General features: G+C 65.8%; 10 protein-coding genes. 6 read left to right on the top strand and 4 right to left on the bottom strand.

Annotated elements, in window-relative coordinates:
* The first annotated feature begins 39 nt into the window (after window positions 1-39).
* The 3 genes from VT84_RS04500 (at window position 40) to VT84_RS04510 (ending at window position 3,060) form a co-directional block, all read left to right on the top strand.
* Window positions 40-1,344 (top strand): DUF1501 domain-containing protein, encoded by a 1,305-nt coding sequence (locus tag VT84_RS04500; RefSeq protein ID WP_052553043.1) that lies wholly within the window; start codon window positions 40-42, stop codon window positions 1,342-1,344.
* Between the two features lie 49 nt (window positions 1,345-1,393).
* Window positions 1,394-1,630 (top strand): hypothetical protein, encoded by a 237-nt coding sequence (locus VT84_RS04505; RefSeq protein ID WP_082838670.1) that lies wholly within the window; start codon window positions 1,394-1,396, stop codon window positions 1,628-1,630.
* A 428-nt stretch (window positions 1,631-2,058) separates the two neighbouring features.
* Window positions 2,059-3,060 (top strand): WD40 repeat domain-containing protein, encoded by a 1,002-nt coding sequence (locus VT84_RS04510; protein WP_082838671.1) that lies wholly within the window; start codon window positions 2,059-2,061, stop codon window positions 3,058-3,060.
* Window positions 3,061-3,152: 92 nt separating this feature from the next.
* On the opposite strand, the gene VT84_RS04515 is transcribed toward VT84_RS04510, so the two are convergent.
* The 3 genes from VT84_RS04515 to VT84_RS04525 all read right to left on the bottom strand — a co-directional run bounded on the left by VT84_RS04515 (window position 3,153) and on the right by VT84_RS04525 (window position 7,472).
* Window positions 3,153-4,145 carry a response regulator gene (locus VT84_RS04515; protein ID WP_082838672.1) on the bottom strand — a complete coding sequence of 331 codons (993 nt, stop codon included), beginning with the start codon at window positions 4,143-4,145 and terminating at the stop codon, window positions 3,153-3,155.
* Window positions 4,146-4,320: 175 nt separating this feature from the next.
* Window positions 4,321-5,508, bottom strand: coding sequence for an acyltransferase family protein (locus VT84_RS04520; RefSeq protein WP_204249713.1), 1,188 nt, complete (start codon window positions 5,506-5,508; stop codon window positions 4,321-4,323).
* A 98-nt stretch (window positions 5,509-5,606) separates the two neighbouring features.
* Window positions 5,607-7,472, bottom strand: a complete 1,866-nt coding sequence (locus tag VT84_RS04525; protein WP_052553032.1) for a WD40 repeat domain-containing protein — start codon at window positions 7,470-7,472, stop codon at window positions 5,607-5,609.
* Window positions 7,473-7,625: 153 nt separating this feature from the next.
* Between VT84_RS04525 and pdxA the strand changes: the two genes are divergently transcribed.
* Window positions 7,626-8,633, top strand: a complete 1,008-nt coding sequence (gene pdxA, locus VT84_RS04530; RefSeq protein WP_082838673.1) for a 4-hydroxythreonine-4-phosphate dehydrogenase PdxA — start codon at window positions 7,626-7,628, stop codon at window positions 8,631-8,633.
* A gap of 60 nt (window positions 8,634-8,693) precedes the next feature.
* Here the strand turns inward: pdxA and VT84_RS04535 are convergent, their stop codons facing one another.
* A complete protein-coding gene (locus VT84_RS04535) occupies window positions 8,694-9,569 on the bottom strand; it encodes an alpha/beta fold hydrolase (protein WP_052553021.1) in 876 nt (291 codons plus the stop codon).
* A 311-nt stretch (window positions 9,570-9,880) separates the two neighbouring features.
* On the opposite strand from VT84_RS04535, the gene VT84_RS04540 reads away from it, so the two are divergent.
* Both VT84_RS04540 and VT84_RS04545 read left to right on the top strand, forming a co-directional pair.
* Window positions 9,881-11,647: a hypothetical protein gene (locus tag VT84_RS04540; protein WP_082838675.1), complete on the top strand. Its 1,767-nt coding sequence runs from the start codon at window positions 9,881-9,883 to the stop codon at window positions 11,645-11,647.
* Between the two features lie 655 nt (window positions 11,648-12,302).
* On the top strand, window positions 12,303-13,997 hold the full coding sequence (locus tag VT84_RS04545; RefSeq protein WP_082838676.1) for a hypothetical protein: 1,695 nt from the start codon (window positions 12,303-12,305) through the stop codon (window positions 13,995-13,997).
* Window positions 13,998-14,004: the final 7 nt, after the last annotated feature.

The following is a 14,004-nucleotide window of genomic DNA, read 5'->3' on the forward strand; positions in this document are numbered from 1 at the left end:
CCCCGGTCGTAAGGTCGGGGCGCTAAACGCGAGGCAATTATGGCTCGTAACACGTTTTGCGGCTCCGCGGCTCATGCCGTCGACCGCCGCGGATTTCTCGGTGGGCTTGCCGCCGCGGGCGCGGCCGTCGCTGCCGATATGACTGCCCTGAACGCGCTCGCCGCTCCCGGGGTGAACGGGGCGCTCAAGAAGACGCAGAAGCGTGTCATCCTGTTGTGGCTGGCCGGTGGAGCGTCACAGCTCGAGACGTGGGATCCGAAGCCGGGCGCGACCACAGGCGGCCCGTTCCGCTCGATCCAGACCGACGTGCCCGGATTGCGCATCTCGGAGCTGATGCCGAAGATGGCGGCGCGGATGAAGACTACGTGCCTGATCCGCGGGCTGAACACCAAGAACGGCGACCACGGGAGCGCGGCCCAGACGATGATGCGGGGCCGGCGCGACGAAGCGGCCCTGCGCTACCCGGACCTCGGCGCGGTGATCGCGCGCGAAATGGGCCGCGCGGACAGCAAGGTTCCCGATTACGTCACGTTCTACACGCAGACCGAGGGGCGCAACATGGCCCCCGGCGACGCCGGGTTCCTCGGCGCCCGGTACGCCCCGATGGAACTCACCACGAGCAACTACCCGGAGTTCATCAAGCGGCTCGACGGCATTACCGACCTCGACCACCAGGAGCGCGGGGAGCTGCGCGACCTGCTGGGCAAGCAGTTCGGCCGCGGTCGCAGTTCCGAAACGATGAACAGCCAGAACGAGGCGTACCAGCGCGTCCGCGGGATCATGGCGAGCGAGAAACTATTCGACGTCACGCAAGAACCGCAGAAGGTCCGCGACCGGTACGGTTCGACGCAGTTCGGCGAACAGGTGCTGATCGCCCGGCGCCTGGTAGAAGCCGGCGTGCCGTTCGTGCGCGTCGGGCGCGCGTGGTGGGACAGCCACGGGCAGAACTTCGAGACGCACCAGGAGATGGTGCCCGAACTCGATCACGTCATGGCGACGCTGATTGACGACCTCTCCGAGCGCGGGATGCTCGACGACGTGATGATCGTCACGCTCTCGGAGTTCGGGCGCACGCCGAGCATCAACTCGAGTTTGGGGCGCGACCACTTCGCCAGCGCGTGGAGCAGCACCATCACCGGGTGCGGCATCAAGCGCGGGTCGGTGTACGGCAAGACCGACCCGAAGGGGCAAACGGTGGTGTCCGAAGAGGCGGACGCGGGCAGCCTGTTCGCCACGATCTACTCGGCCCTCGGCCTCGACCCGGACAAGAACTATCACGTCGGCAGCCGGCCGATCCCGCTCGTGAACCCCGGCGTGCACCCGATCTCCGCAGTGTTGGGATGAAAACGAGCGCGGTATCATGGTCACGGGTGTCCGTGACCGGAGGTAGCACATGACCCGCGAAGAGCACCGCGCTGTCAACGAGGACGCGTTCCCGCAACTGAAGTCAACGATCGACGCGGCGTACCCGCCCCGGCAGTTCGTTGCGATCGCGGGCGGGAAGATCGTTGCCGACGACGCGGATTTCGAGAAGTTGCGCGAGAAGCTGCGGTCCCTCGGGATCGATATTTGGAACGTGCTCGTTGAGCGCGCGGGGGATGATACCCCGGATTACCTTGAGATTCTTTAGACACGGGACGCCCGATGCCCGAACAGCGCAACCCCTACCGCGGTCCGCGGCCCTGGCTCCGGTTGGGGTTCCGTGCCCCGGACCGAACCGTCATGAGTCTCGACCTGGTAGCGGACACCGGTAGCCCGGCCGGGATCATCATCCGTAGCGACCTCATGAACCGCGCTCCGCGTCGCCCCGTCCCGGAATCGTCAGAGCAATTTTGGCGAACTCGAAGGCGGTTGGATTCAGTGGCACAATCCCGATCTGGGGATCGTCGAACTGGTCCTTGCTTTTGGGAACGATCGGGCCGCGACCGCAGCCGCGCGATCCCACCCCGACTTCGTGGGCCTGATCGGGCTTCCCTTGCTCCGGTTGGGCGAATACGGCGGCAACGCTACCGACTTCTGGTTCCGGTACCCACCCACCCCAACTCCCACTTCGTTGCCATGAAAGCTCCACTGCCGGATACCCTCAAGTCGGTCAAGGACTTTTCCCGGCCGACGATCACGTTCGCGATCGCGCGCGCGAACGGGTTCGACGCCGCGTACATCGGGTGCTCGGACTTCAAGGTGTACCGGGCCGACTTCGCCGCGCCCAAGTTCGAGCCGAAGGAAATGTACTCCCACGAGAGCTACGTTACGGGCGTCGCGCTCTCGGGCGACACGCTCGTGAGCGGCAGTTACGACGGCAAACTGGTCTGGTTCGATACGGACGAAGGGGACGTGTACCGCACCACGGACGCGCACGCGAAGTGGATCCGCAAAGTGATCGCGTCGCCGGACGGGAGGCTCATCGCGAGCGTGGCCGATGACATGGTGTGCAAGGTGTGGGACGCTGCTACCGGCCGGCTCGTTCACGCGCTGAGGGGGCACAAGGAGAGGACGCCCAACGACTTCACCTCCATGCTCTATGCGGTGACGTTTTCCGCGGACGGCAAGCTGATCGCGACCGGCGACAAGGTGGGGCACGTCGTCGTGTGGGACGCGGCGACCGGGAAGGAACTGGCCGTCTGCGAAGCGCCCGTCATGTACACCTGGGACAAGGTACAGCGGCTTCACTCGATCGGCGGTATCCGTTCGCTCGCGTTCTCACCCGACGGTAAGTCACTCGCAGTCGGCGGGATGGGGAAGGTCGGGAACATCGACCACCTCGAAGGCAAGGCGCGCGTGGAGGTGTTCGACTGGAGGACCGGCAAGCAAACGGCCGAGTTCCCGGGTGACAAATTCGCGGGGCTGGTGAACCGGCTCGCGTGGGCGCCGGACGGCTCCTGGCTCGTGGGGGCCGGCGGCGCGAGCGAAGGGTTCCTGTGCTTCTTCGACCCGGCCAGCAAGAAGACGCTGCGCCAGGAGAAGTTAGCGACGCACGTTCACGACTTCGCCATCTCCGACGCGGGCGACCTCATCACGAGCGTCGGCCACAACCGGATCACGGTACACAAGCTCGGGTAAATTGAGTTGCGTAGCCCCACCCGCTCGTTAACACGAGCGGGTGGGGCTACGCACGCGAGTTTCTGATTTGTGACTTTCGACCTTCGACGGTTTCAGGACGCGATTGCTGTGTTCCGGCTCTCGGCGCTCGAACGGGTCTTGGTCAGCGTGACCCGGTTCCCGGTGGTGTTGTACCGCACGTCGGTCATGAACGAGCGCATCAGGAGCAGCCCGCGCCCGTTCGGGCGGTCGAGGAGCGCCGGGTCGATCGTGTCGGGCGTGCTCGGCACCTCGAACCCTTTGCCCTCGTCGGTGATGACGAACGTCGCTTTGGCCGAAGTCACGCGCGCCAGCACGCGGACGCGGCGATCGATGAACGGGGGCTGGTGCCGGCGCGCCTTCACCAGTGCTTGGAACGCCTCGCCGCCGCTGTTCTTCAGTTCGCCGCCGATTTCCAGGTTCCCGTGGTAGATCGCGTTCAGGAGTGCCTCTTCGAGCGCGATCCCGACCCGGGTCGCACTGTGGCGGTTGCACACATCAAGTGCCAGCAATTCTTCGCGGAGCTGGGCGACCAGCGGGCCAACCAAGCGCGGGTCGTTTTCGAGCACGAACCGGCTCGTGCGCCCGGTCATCCCGGAGAGCAGGCGCGTGCGGTCCGACGCCGACTGCGCGTTCGCGAGCACTCGCTCCAGGATGCGCCCGAGGTCGGTCACCATCGCCCGTTTCGGCACGTAGTCCGCGGCCCCCGCCTTGAGCGCGTTGACCGCCACCTGCTCGCTCCCGTGCCCGGTCATCAGGACAACGGGAACGCTCGGGAACCGGTCGCGAACCTGTTCGACCAGCGCGAGCCCGTCCATCTTCGGCATGTACACGTCGGTGAGGACCAGGTCCGGTTGGTCCTTCTCGATGTGCTGGAGGGCCGCGACCCCGTCGTTGGCGTGCGCGATCTGCCACGAGCCCGCGGCGTCGAGCAGCGTGTGGACGATCCGGCGCTGCACGGACGAGTCGTCGACCAGGAGAATCGTCGGGGGAACCTGCGCGATCGATTGCGGTGCGCTGGGGGACGCGGGCGGAGTATCTACGGGAGCACTTACTTGGGCAGGCATGTCAGCGCACCTTCCACGGCTTCGGCCGGATCGGACCGATTGAGAGTACAGATTCCACCGTAGAACAGGGCCGGTCGGCGCGCGGAGCGGGCGCCGGGGTTGCCGGGTATTTCTCCCGCGGAACATCCGGGGTTCCGCATTAGCGCGAATCGTTTGCGCCGGCGCGAACGCGCGGTCAGATCCGGACGAAGATTTTGTGCCGGTACATCCACCACAGAACGAGCCAGAACGTGACCAGGAACGCGAACCCGCTCGCCAACGGTTCATACGGTCCGGCCTGCGCGAAGATGTTCGCGCCGAGGTGCGTTTTGAACGAATCGAGTACGAATCCTTTGATCAGGTGTTCGCCGGCGTAGGCCACGATCGAGTTCGCGCCGATTACTTTCAGCGGGAACGCCCACCCACCGGGTAGCCCGGTATCGAGCAGCGCCGAGAACAGCGCGAGCAGGAGGAAGCACCACCCGGCGCTGAACAGCACCCACGCGGGCGTCCAGATGCGCTTCACGTTCGGGCAGATGCCGACCGCATCAAGGCCCCATCCGGCCGCCAGGAGCACGATCCCCAACCCCACGAACCGCCCGATCTTCGCGCCCGGTGTGCTCGGAGCGCGCAACCACCCGCCTGCAATCAGCCCGAGGACCATCGTTGCGAGCGTGGGGATGAAACTGAGCGTCGCGTAGCCGCCGCGGTTATGGGTAAACGGTGTTTCGCGCGGGAACAGGTTGAGGAACCACACGTCGAACGCCCACGCCGCGTTGGTGTTCTTGTCCCAGTGCGCTGCGAACCCGGTCGGGCGCTCGGCTTCGGGTAGTCCGCTCACGGCCCGATAATCGAAATCCGGTGCGGGGAGCGGGTACAGCGCGAACGCGGCCCAGTAGCCTACGAGGAGCGCGCCGACCGCAACCCACTGCCACACGGGGCGCACGCGCCCGAGCGCGAACAGGAACACGTACCCGAGGCCGATCTGCGAGAGCGTGTCTTCAAACGTGAAGTTCGTTTGCGCCTTCCCGACCGATCGCAAGAACACCCCGAGCGCGACAAGCAGAAACGCGCGCCAGAAGGCGTGCAGCCAGCTCACCCACGGCGCTTCGACCCGGGCCGCACGCGACGCGAGCGAGAAGGGCAGGGCGACCCCGACCAGGAACGAAAACGATGGCTGAATCAGGTCGTGTAGCGAGCACCCGCGCCACGCGACGTGGTCCTGGTGGTGCGCGAGAAAGCTCCAGAACTCGGAGCCCGGGAACGCTTTCTTCATCGCGCCGAAGCGCAGCACCTCGGCCATCATCAGGAACATGACGAACCCGCGGTACGCATCCACGGACGCGATGCGCGCCGCGCGCGGGGAGTGTTCAGGCGACGACATGGCGCTCCCGGAGAGTGAAAATGACGAGTGGGGAGTGAGAAACCGGGGTGCATCCCCGATCCCTCACTCCCCACTCTATTCGTCGCTACCCGTTCGTGTCAGTCCAACCGCTTGTTGGCCCCGGCGGAGAGCAGCGGCAGGCGCCACTTGCGGGCGCTCTTGTCCCAGCTCGCGGAGTACACCGACCGGCCGTCCGGCGCGAAGCACACGCCCTGAACGCCGTCCGCGTGGCCCTCCAGCTTCTTCAGTTCCTTGCCGCTGTCGAAGTCCCAGATGCGGACCGTCTTATCGTAGCTCGCGGACGCCACGAGCTTGTTGTCCGGGCTGAGTGCGATCTGGTACACCTGTTCGGTGTGGCCCTTGAACCGGCGCTGCTCCTTGCCGGTGGCCACTTCCCACACGTGAACGTCCTTGCCGCGTGCGCCCGACAGCGCGGTCTTCCCGTCGGCGCTGACGACGATGGTGTAGACCATCATCCCGTCGTGCCGGTCGTACTTGCTCACCACGTCGCCCGTTTTGCCGTCGTACACGGTGATGACGCCCGCGTCGTTACCGGCCAGCACGAACTTGCCGTCTTGGGAAACCGCGACGCTCTCGACCGATTCCTTGCCGTCGCCGTACCGCTTGGTTTCCTTGCCCGTCTTCAGATCCCACGCGCGGCAGGTCTTGTCGCTCGCGCCGGAGATCAGCGTCTTCCCGTCGGCGGTGAGGGCCAACCCGCGGATCGCGACCGTGTGGCCCTTGATCTGAGCCGTTTCCTTACCCGACTTCAGATCCCACACGCGGATGATGTTGTCCCCACCGGCGGTCACAGCTTGAGCGCTGTCGGGCGTCAGAACCACGCTGCCGACCCAGCCCGTGTGCCCTTCGAGCACCTTCAGGCACTTGCCCGTCCGGGTGTCCCACACGCGCACCGAATTGTCGTTGCTCACCGTAACGAGCGTCTTGCCGTCGAGCGTGGCGGCGGCGGTGGCCACGGCCCCGGTGTGCCCCTGGAAGGACAGGTTGAAGAGGGCCGGGTAGTTCTTCTCGATGTCCTTGACGCGCTCGTTGCTGGCCTTCAGTTCTTCGTCGTTCGCCGCAACCGCGACTGCCGCCGAGTACCACTCCCAGGCGCGGTCGATCACGCGGCGCTGTTCCAGGCCCCGGAACTCTTGTGCGAGTTTGTACCACGCCTCGCCGACCGCGGCCCGGTCCTTCGAGGTCTTGGGGTTGGCGAGGTCCAGGGTCGCGGCGGCCGCGAGTTCCTTGCGCGCGGCTTTTTCGAGGTACTTCAGGCCCACGTCCCAGCGCCCGCGAGTGAAGGCCTGGTACCGGCCGAGGGTCTCGCTCGCGGCGGGGTCGTTCGGCTTCGCCTTGATCGCGCCCTGTGCTGCTGTGAGCGCCTCGGCTTCGCGCAGGAGCCGACGGGCTTCCAGCGTGGCGTCCGGGTCTTCGGCTTTCTTGGCCGCGGTCGCGAGCAACTTGCCGAGGACGACGGTGGTCGTGAAGTCTTCGCGCTCGAACGCGGACGACGCGGCTTCGGTCGTGAGCGCGATCAGCCCGGTGTCTTCGGTCGAGGCGAGGGCCGCGTCGCCGAGCAACTTGATCGTGTCCGGGGCGAGGTTCTGGTCCACGCCCGGGAACTTGGTGCTGAGCGCCACGAGCGCGTCGAGCGTGAGCCGGACGTCCCCGCTCACGGCCGCGAGCTGGCGGGCCTCGTCGTAGCTCGCGTACTGCATCGCGGGCGTCTTGCGCTTGGGGGCCTCGGTGTACAGTTTCTTGGCGAGATCCTTCTTCGCCTTGGCGTCCATTTCGGCCGCCTTGTAGTGCTTCTCGTAGGCGTCGCGCAGCGCGTCAACGGACTCCTTCACGTCTTTGGGAGTCGGCAGGTCCGGTTCGCTCGCGGCTGTCGCCAGCCCGAAGGCTGCGAGTGCAAAGAGCGCCGGTGCGACGATCCGGAGCCGGGTAACTCGAATAGACATGAACGGTCCCTCTGGGGAGCATCGAGTGGTGGTACCGTACAATTTGGGGGAGGCCGCGGAATAAAAAGCCGAATAGTATCCGCAACTTACCTAGTACTCGCATTCTACCCCCGCGTAATAGCCTCGCAAGCAACGGACCCGCGAGAAGGCACGATGACTCAACTTCCCAGAATCGCAATCACTACAGGTGATCCAGCCGGTGTTGGCCCTGAATTGTGCTTAAAGCTGCTGCGCGACGAGCGCGTGCGGGAACTGTGTGTGCCGGTGGTGATCGGGGACGCCGACGTGCTCTCGCGAGTCGCCCGGCACCTCGGGTGGCCGGAACCGGAGCGGGTGCTCGACCGCACCGAATGGGTGAACTTTAACGGTGCCAGCAATGCGGCGTGTGTTCTCGACCTGAAGGCGATCGACGCCGGCATGGTGCAACCGGGCACGGTGTCTGCGGCGTGCGGGAAGGCGGCTTACGATTATGTGAATTGCGCCATCGATGAGGCTCTTGCCGGGCGCGTGGACGCGATCGCGACCGGCCCTCTCCATAAGGAGGCGCTACACGCCGCCGGCATCCCGTTCCCGGGGCACACGGAGATCCTCGCGAGCCGCACGAACGCGGACCGCTCCTGCATGATGCTCACGGCCGAAGCGATCACGTGCAGTCTCGTCACCGTTCACGTCGGGTACCGCGAAGTGCCCGCTCTACTCACCACAGGGCGCATCCGCGACACGATCGACCTCACGGCAGAAGCCATGCGCCGCATTCGTGGGCGTGCGCCGCGGCTCCTGGTGTGCGGGCTGAACCCGCACGCGGGCGAACACGGGTTGTTCGGCGACAGCGAGGAGGAACGCATCATCCTCCCTGCGATCGAGTCCGCGCGGGCTGCGGGCATCGATATAGACGGGCCGCTTCCGCCGGACACGGCGTTCCTGCCGAAGTACCGCGCGAAGTGCGACGCCTACGTGTGCATGTACCACGATCAGGGACTGATCCCGCTGAAAGCGCTCGCGTTCGAGGAGGCGGTCAACATTACGCTCGGGCTGCCCATCGTGCGCACGAGCGTCGATCACGGGACCGCGTTCGACATCGCGTGGAGAGGCGTCGCCGACGTGTCGAGTTTCGTGCAGGCGGTCAAGCTCGCGGCGAAACTCTGTGGGCGCGCGAAGTGATGGGGCACTCGTCACGAAGGTCAGCAGCCAAGCGAGGCCGCTGACCTCTTTTGAATTACTTCACTTCTTGGCCGCGAGTCCCTTGAGCACGTCCTGGAGCTTCTCGTTGAACTCTTTCGGCTTCTCCAACATCGGATAGTGGCCGACGTCCGAGATGGTGACCGCGTCGTAGTCGGCGTACTTTTTGTTCGTCTCGACGGCCGTCGGGGTGAAGAACTGGTACCCGCCGGCCGAGTTGATGCACCGCACCGGCACCCCGGCTTCCTTGAACACCTTCTTTTGATCGAGGGAGAACAGATCTTTCATGAGGGCGATGGCGATCGCGGGTTCCCGGCTCGCCGCCTTGTCCCCGAGCCAGTCCTTCAGTTTGGCATCGGACTTCTCGGCGAGCATCGCGCCGAACATCCCGCCCACCATCCCCTTGAAGTCTTTCTCCAAGCCAGTGGTCAGGGATTTGACCAGTTCCTCGGGGCGCTTCATCTCGGCGTCCTGGAGCGTGTCAACACCCACCACCGCGACGACCGTACCCGGCAAGCGCTTGGCGGCCAACAGCGCGACCGGCCCGCCCATCGAGTGGCCGACGAGGATCACTCGCTTGAGCTTCAGGTCTTTGACCACCGCTTCGACGTCGCCGGCGAGGGCGTCGACGGTCCACACCTTGCGGTCCTTGCCCGATGCTCCGTGGCCGGCCTGGTCGACGGTGACGACCGTGTAATCGGTGGCAAAGGCATTGGCCTGATTCTTCCAGTACTCACGGTCCCCGCCCCAGCCGTGCAGGAAGACGAGGGTCGTGTCCCCCTTGCCGCGGACGTCGCAGGCGATGCTCAGCCCGTCACCGGCCTTGACGGTCTTTTTGACCGGCTCGTCGCCGACGGCGGTCGACGCCAGAAATAGGCAGGCGATCGACGACGCAACTCCGATGAATCGCAGGTTCACAGACAAACTCCTCTGGGCGAGAGTGTTTTCGGCCCGCGTGTCCCACGCGGCCGCTGCTCTGGGGACACAAGTGGTGTCCCCAGAGGAGACCATTTTAGGGCGACCGCTTCACACCGCGGACCGAGTTTTGGTAAGGCGGAGCTTTGGGGAACTTGCTGGCGTTCTGGCCGCTTATTTGTTGGAGTGTTTCTGTCTCGCCAGCGAAAGATCGTAGCCCCGACGAACCGCGGTGCCCGGTTCGGGCGACTACCGCGCTTGCACCCGGCGCGGGCACCGCATACCATCCTCTTCACCACACTCGGGAAGTGACGATGGCCCGTGACCGCAAACCCCCGCCCGCCGGAAACGGCCCCGATTGGGACCGCACCGTGCGGCTGTTCCAGTCGGGCGTGCCGGAATTCGTGGAGGCGATCCGCCAGCGCACGAACGCTCCCGCACTGGCCACGTTCGCCGAGACGTGGTGGACGGACCCGCGGATCGAAGCCAAGCGGTTACTCTTCAGTTACCTGGACCTCCCGTTCAACTCCCCTCGGCACGAACCGCTCGTCAAGCGGCTGTTCAAGTTCGCGGACACGACCGGCGACGACGCGGTGATGGCGCGGTTCCTCGTCGGGTTCGATCGCACCATCCGGCGCCGGCGCGCGACGAAGCAGAAGTACAACTATCGTTCGCGTTCCTACGAGTCTTACGAGTCCGTTTCGACCCCCGGTGACACCACACTCTCGCGCGACGACCGCTCGTACTCGGGGCCGTGGTTCAGCCAGAACCGCGAACAGTTCACGCGGGGCAAGTTCCTGTTCTCGGTGGCCACGCGGACCTACTTGCGCCGGCGGGCGTGGCGCTACTTCCGCAAGCTCGGGCGCAAGGAGCCGGCGCGCTACATCCCGGCGGTCTGCGCGGCGCTGAAGCTCTACACCGACGCGGACGTGCCCGACGGTCTCGCGCTGCTCGACAACTGGGGACTGGTCCACGTCCTGTTCCACTACTCGCCCACGATCGTCTCGAAGCCGGCGGGGTGGCGCGTCGCGGACGGGGGAACGCTCGCGCGGTTGCAACCGGACCCGATGTTCCGCAAATTGTGGTTGCGCAGCCCGGAGCCGATTTTCGACCTGCTCGTGACCGCGAAGTGCCGGGTGGTCGCGACGTGGGCGGTGCAGATGCTCCGCCGACACTTCCCGGACCGGCTCGCGCAGCTCACGCTCGATGAGATCCTCGCCTGGGTGACCGCGCCCAACACCGCGCTGAATGAACTCGCGATGGAGTTGCTCGAAGCGCGCGGCGGGCTGGAAGAGGTTAGCATCGAGCAGTGGTTGCGCATCACGGACGAGGTGCGCACGGACCTGCTCGACCGGATCTGTGCGATGGTCGAGCGGAACGTGAAGCCGGAGTTGGTCACGTTCGCGTCCGCGGTGCGGCTCGCGATGCAGCGCCCGGTTCCGCTCGCGCGTCTGGGGTTCGCGTTCCTCAAAGGAAAGAAACCGCGTTCGCCGGAAGAACTGACCGCGGTGTTCAACTTGCGGAACGCCGAGGCCGAGCCGCTCCGCGTCGATCTTGTGAAGTGGGCGTGCGAGGTGCTGAGCGAGCGAACGGACTTCGACCCGTTGTGGGTGCTGGAGTTCCTCGACAGCCGCTTCGAGGAGGTGCGCGAGGTCGGCTGGGAGTGGCTCCAGACCGAGCCGCGTGCGCGCGACGCGATCCTGGTGTGGCAGCGGCTCCTGGAGTCGCCTTACGACAATATTCGGTTGCGGTTGGTCGGAATGCTGGAGGACCGGGCCAAGGAACCGACGGGGCTGACGAAGTTCTCTCCGGAGCGCGTGCGGTTTCTGTGGGCCACGGTGCTCCTGAACATTCATCGCGGGAGCCGCGCGAAGCCGTTCGTGATGCGGCAAATCATCGACCGCCTCACGGACCACCCGGACGAGGCCGGCGACCTGCTCCCGATGGTTGCGGTCGCGCTGCGCTCGGTACGCGGGCCGGAGTTCCGCGCGGGGTTGGCCGGTGTTGCGGGCTTCGTTGCGAAGAACCCGACGCGGAAGCCGCTCGTGGAAGCGGTCTTCCCGGAGTTACAGTGGAACTGAATCGTGCGCCCCGCTCACAATGAACGGGGCACGAAGGAGCTACGGTGTCCGCCGCGATCCGAGACCACCATGCTGCGATGTTCCGTCGCGGTTGAAGTTGCTCGCGATTGCGTTCCCAGGTGCGTTGTTCTTGTTCGCCCGCCCCCGACCGGTCGGGCCGAACTGAATCGACCCGAGTCCTCGGCCCGACCGGTCGGGGGCGGGCGTCGTGAACGCATCTGGTCCTCGATTGAAGTCGGTTGCGGCGGACACCGCAATCTTGGCGAACCCCGCCCGCAAGGGCGGTGGGTGGCGCAAGGGCAGTCGATAGCCCAACGACTAAGGGCAATGGTGATTGGCGGTCAAACTTTGATAGTGAGTTTCACCCGCCGCCCTTGCGGGCGGGGTTCGCCAAGATTGCCAAAACTTGGGTGGTGGTTCCGAGACCTTCTCTGCGGCGCTCCGCCGCGGGTGAACTTGCTAGCGATTGCGTTCCCCGTGTCGTTGTTCTTTTCGCTTGGCGGGGGTAATTCCGCCGGCACTGAACCAACCTGCGTCTGCCGGCGGAATTACCCCCGCCAAGCGCGTGTGAACGACTCGGGTCCACGATAGAAGTCGGTTCCACCGCCCATGATTCCCAGGCGCCTTGCCAAAGGCGGGCGCGAGAGGTCGCTGAATGCTGCTGAACACGGCGTATCGCGGGCGGAGTAACGTCGCACAGACCCCCGTTGGCTTGGCGGTGTCGCTGGCGCCCAACTTGCGCCGCGACCGCGTGAGCTTCGTTGGTGTGCTGCGGCAACCGCTCCGCTTCCGTGAAGCGATGTCAGCCCTTCACGACGTCGTCATTTCCGACTTGCGCTTCAAACCGAAGGACAAAACCGGCTACGAGGAGTGGAAGAAGCAGGAGGTCGCGAAGGAGGCTCGCATCCGCACCGAGGCCGTGAAACTCAAACGCGCGGAGCTGGAGAAGGAACGCGGGCGCCCAATGCCGCGCAACCTGGAACGGCAGTTCCAGAAGTGCCGACAGCGGTACTGGGAGGCGCGCACGCGGTACGGCACAATGCTTTCGCGCGAAGACCCGGAGCTGTGGCGTATGCTGATGCCGTGCGACCCGGTCATCACCGTTAGCCCGGACGTGATGTTCTTCGAGTGCTTCAGCGCGGACGAGAGCAGCTACGGGTGCCTGACGGTCGAGCGCGAGGCGTTCGAGGCCGAAACCGACGTGGCGCTCGGTACCACGAACGTCGACTACTCGTGGCGCCTCTACGAGCACTTCCAGACCATCCGCAGCTACCGCGAAACGCGCTTCACCATCGACCCGATGGGCTTTGAGGTGCAGACCACCGCGGACGAGGCCGGCTATCGCGAAGAGAAGATTGACTTGCCGCAATCGTGGTTGCGCGGGTTCTCGGCGCTGCAATCGGCGATGAGTTTGCCGATGCGCCGCGTGCCCGTGAGCCGCGAAGGGATTTACGCGCTGGTCGCGTTCCTGAAGCGCAACAAGGCGAAGGCGTCGCCGCGCGCGGTTCGGTTCGAGCTGACGCCCGGCGCGCCGGTAAAGATCGTGCTCGAACCGTGGAACAAGGAGATCGTTCTCCACGACACGCCGTACCCCGGTCCGCGCAAAGAGGTGATCCGCACCTGGGGCCGCGACCGGCTCCGCGTGTTGGGGCGACTCCTTCCGCTGCTCGACGGCGTGGACGTGTACCTGCTCGGGACGGGCCTGCCCAGCTTCTGGGTCGCGAAGATGGGCGAGATGAAACTGACGCTCGGCCTCTCGGGGTGGACCACGAACGACTGGACCAGCGGCGGCAGCGCGATCGATCAACTCGCGCCTCCGGTCGCGCCGCCGGTCGAGGTGATGAACGCGATGGCGGCGGCGTTCAAGCAATCGCCGACGTGGACCCTCGACGCGCTCGCGAGCAAGACCCGCACGTCGGCACCGGCGGTATCGGCCGGTCTGAACAAGCTCGCGCTTCTGGGGCAGGTGATCCACGATCTGCCGCACGGCGTGTACCGGTGGCGCCAGGTGATGCCGGTCACGCTCTCGGCGGAGGTCATCGGCCCGGAAAACGAAGAGACGGTCGCCGCGCGCGACCTGGGCCGGTGGAAGTGTCGCATCACGTCCGACAGCGTGGACGCGAAGGGACAGCGCCGGATCGTCGGGACGGTGGACGGGCGGTCCGGGTCCGAGGTCGCACTCGACGCGGACGACCGCATCGTGGCGGGGAAGTGTTCGTGTTCGTACTTCTACACGGGCGGCCTGCGGAAAGGCCCGTGCCGGCACCTGCAAGCGCTCCGCAACCGGGCGCTCGACATCGGCACGGACGGCGGCACGCTGGACACGTGGTTCAAGCGGTTCACGAGCTGACGGCGGA

The organism is Gemmata sp. SH-PL17 (assembly GCF_001610855.1).
Classification (GTDB): domain Bacteria; phylum Planctomycetota; class Planctomycetia; order Gemmatales; family Gemmataceae; genus Gemmata; species Gemmata massiliana.

Excerpts from the sequence above, each read along its gene's own strand:
- VT84_RS04540 (WP_082838675.1), top strand. The coding sequence starts at position 9,881 with ATGGCCCGTGACCGCAAACCCCCGCCCGCCGGAAACGGCCCCGATTGG.
- VT84_RS04545 (WP_082838676.1), top strand. The coding sequence starts at position 12,303 with ATGCTGCTGAACACGGCGTATCGCGGGCGGAGTAACGTCGCACAGACC.
- VT84_RS04520 (WP_204249713.1), bottom strand. The coding sequence starts at position 5,508 with ATGTCGTCGCCTGAACACTCCCCGCGCGCGGCGCGCATCGCGTCCGTG.
- VT84_RS04500 (WP_052553043.1), top strand. The coding sequence starts at position 40 with ATGGCTCGTAACACGTTTTGCGGCTCCGCGGCTCATGCCGTCGACCGC.
- pdxA (WP_082838673.1), top strand. The coding sequence starts at position 7,626 with ATGACTCAACTTCCCAGAATCGCAATCACTACAGGTGATCCAGCCGGT.
- VT84_RS04505 (WP_082838670.1), top strand. The coding sequence starts at position 1,394 with ATGACCCGCGAAGAGCACCGCGCTGTCAACGAGGACGCGTTCCCGCAA.
- VT84_RS04515 (WP_082838672.1), bottom strand. The coding sequence starts at position 4,145 with ATGCCTGCCCAAGTAAGTGCTCCCGTAGATACTCCGCCCGCGTCCCCC.
- VT84_RS04510 (WP_082838671.1), top strand. The coding sequence starts at position 2,059 with ATGAAAGCTCCACTGCCGGATACCCTCAAGTCGGTCAAGGACTTTTCC.
- VT84_RS04525 (WP_052553032.1), bottom strand. The coding sequence starts at position 7,472 with ATGTCTATTCGAGTTACCCGGCTCCGGATCGTCGCACCGGCGCTCTTT.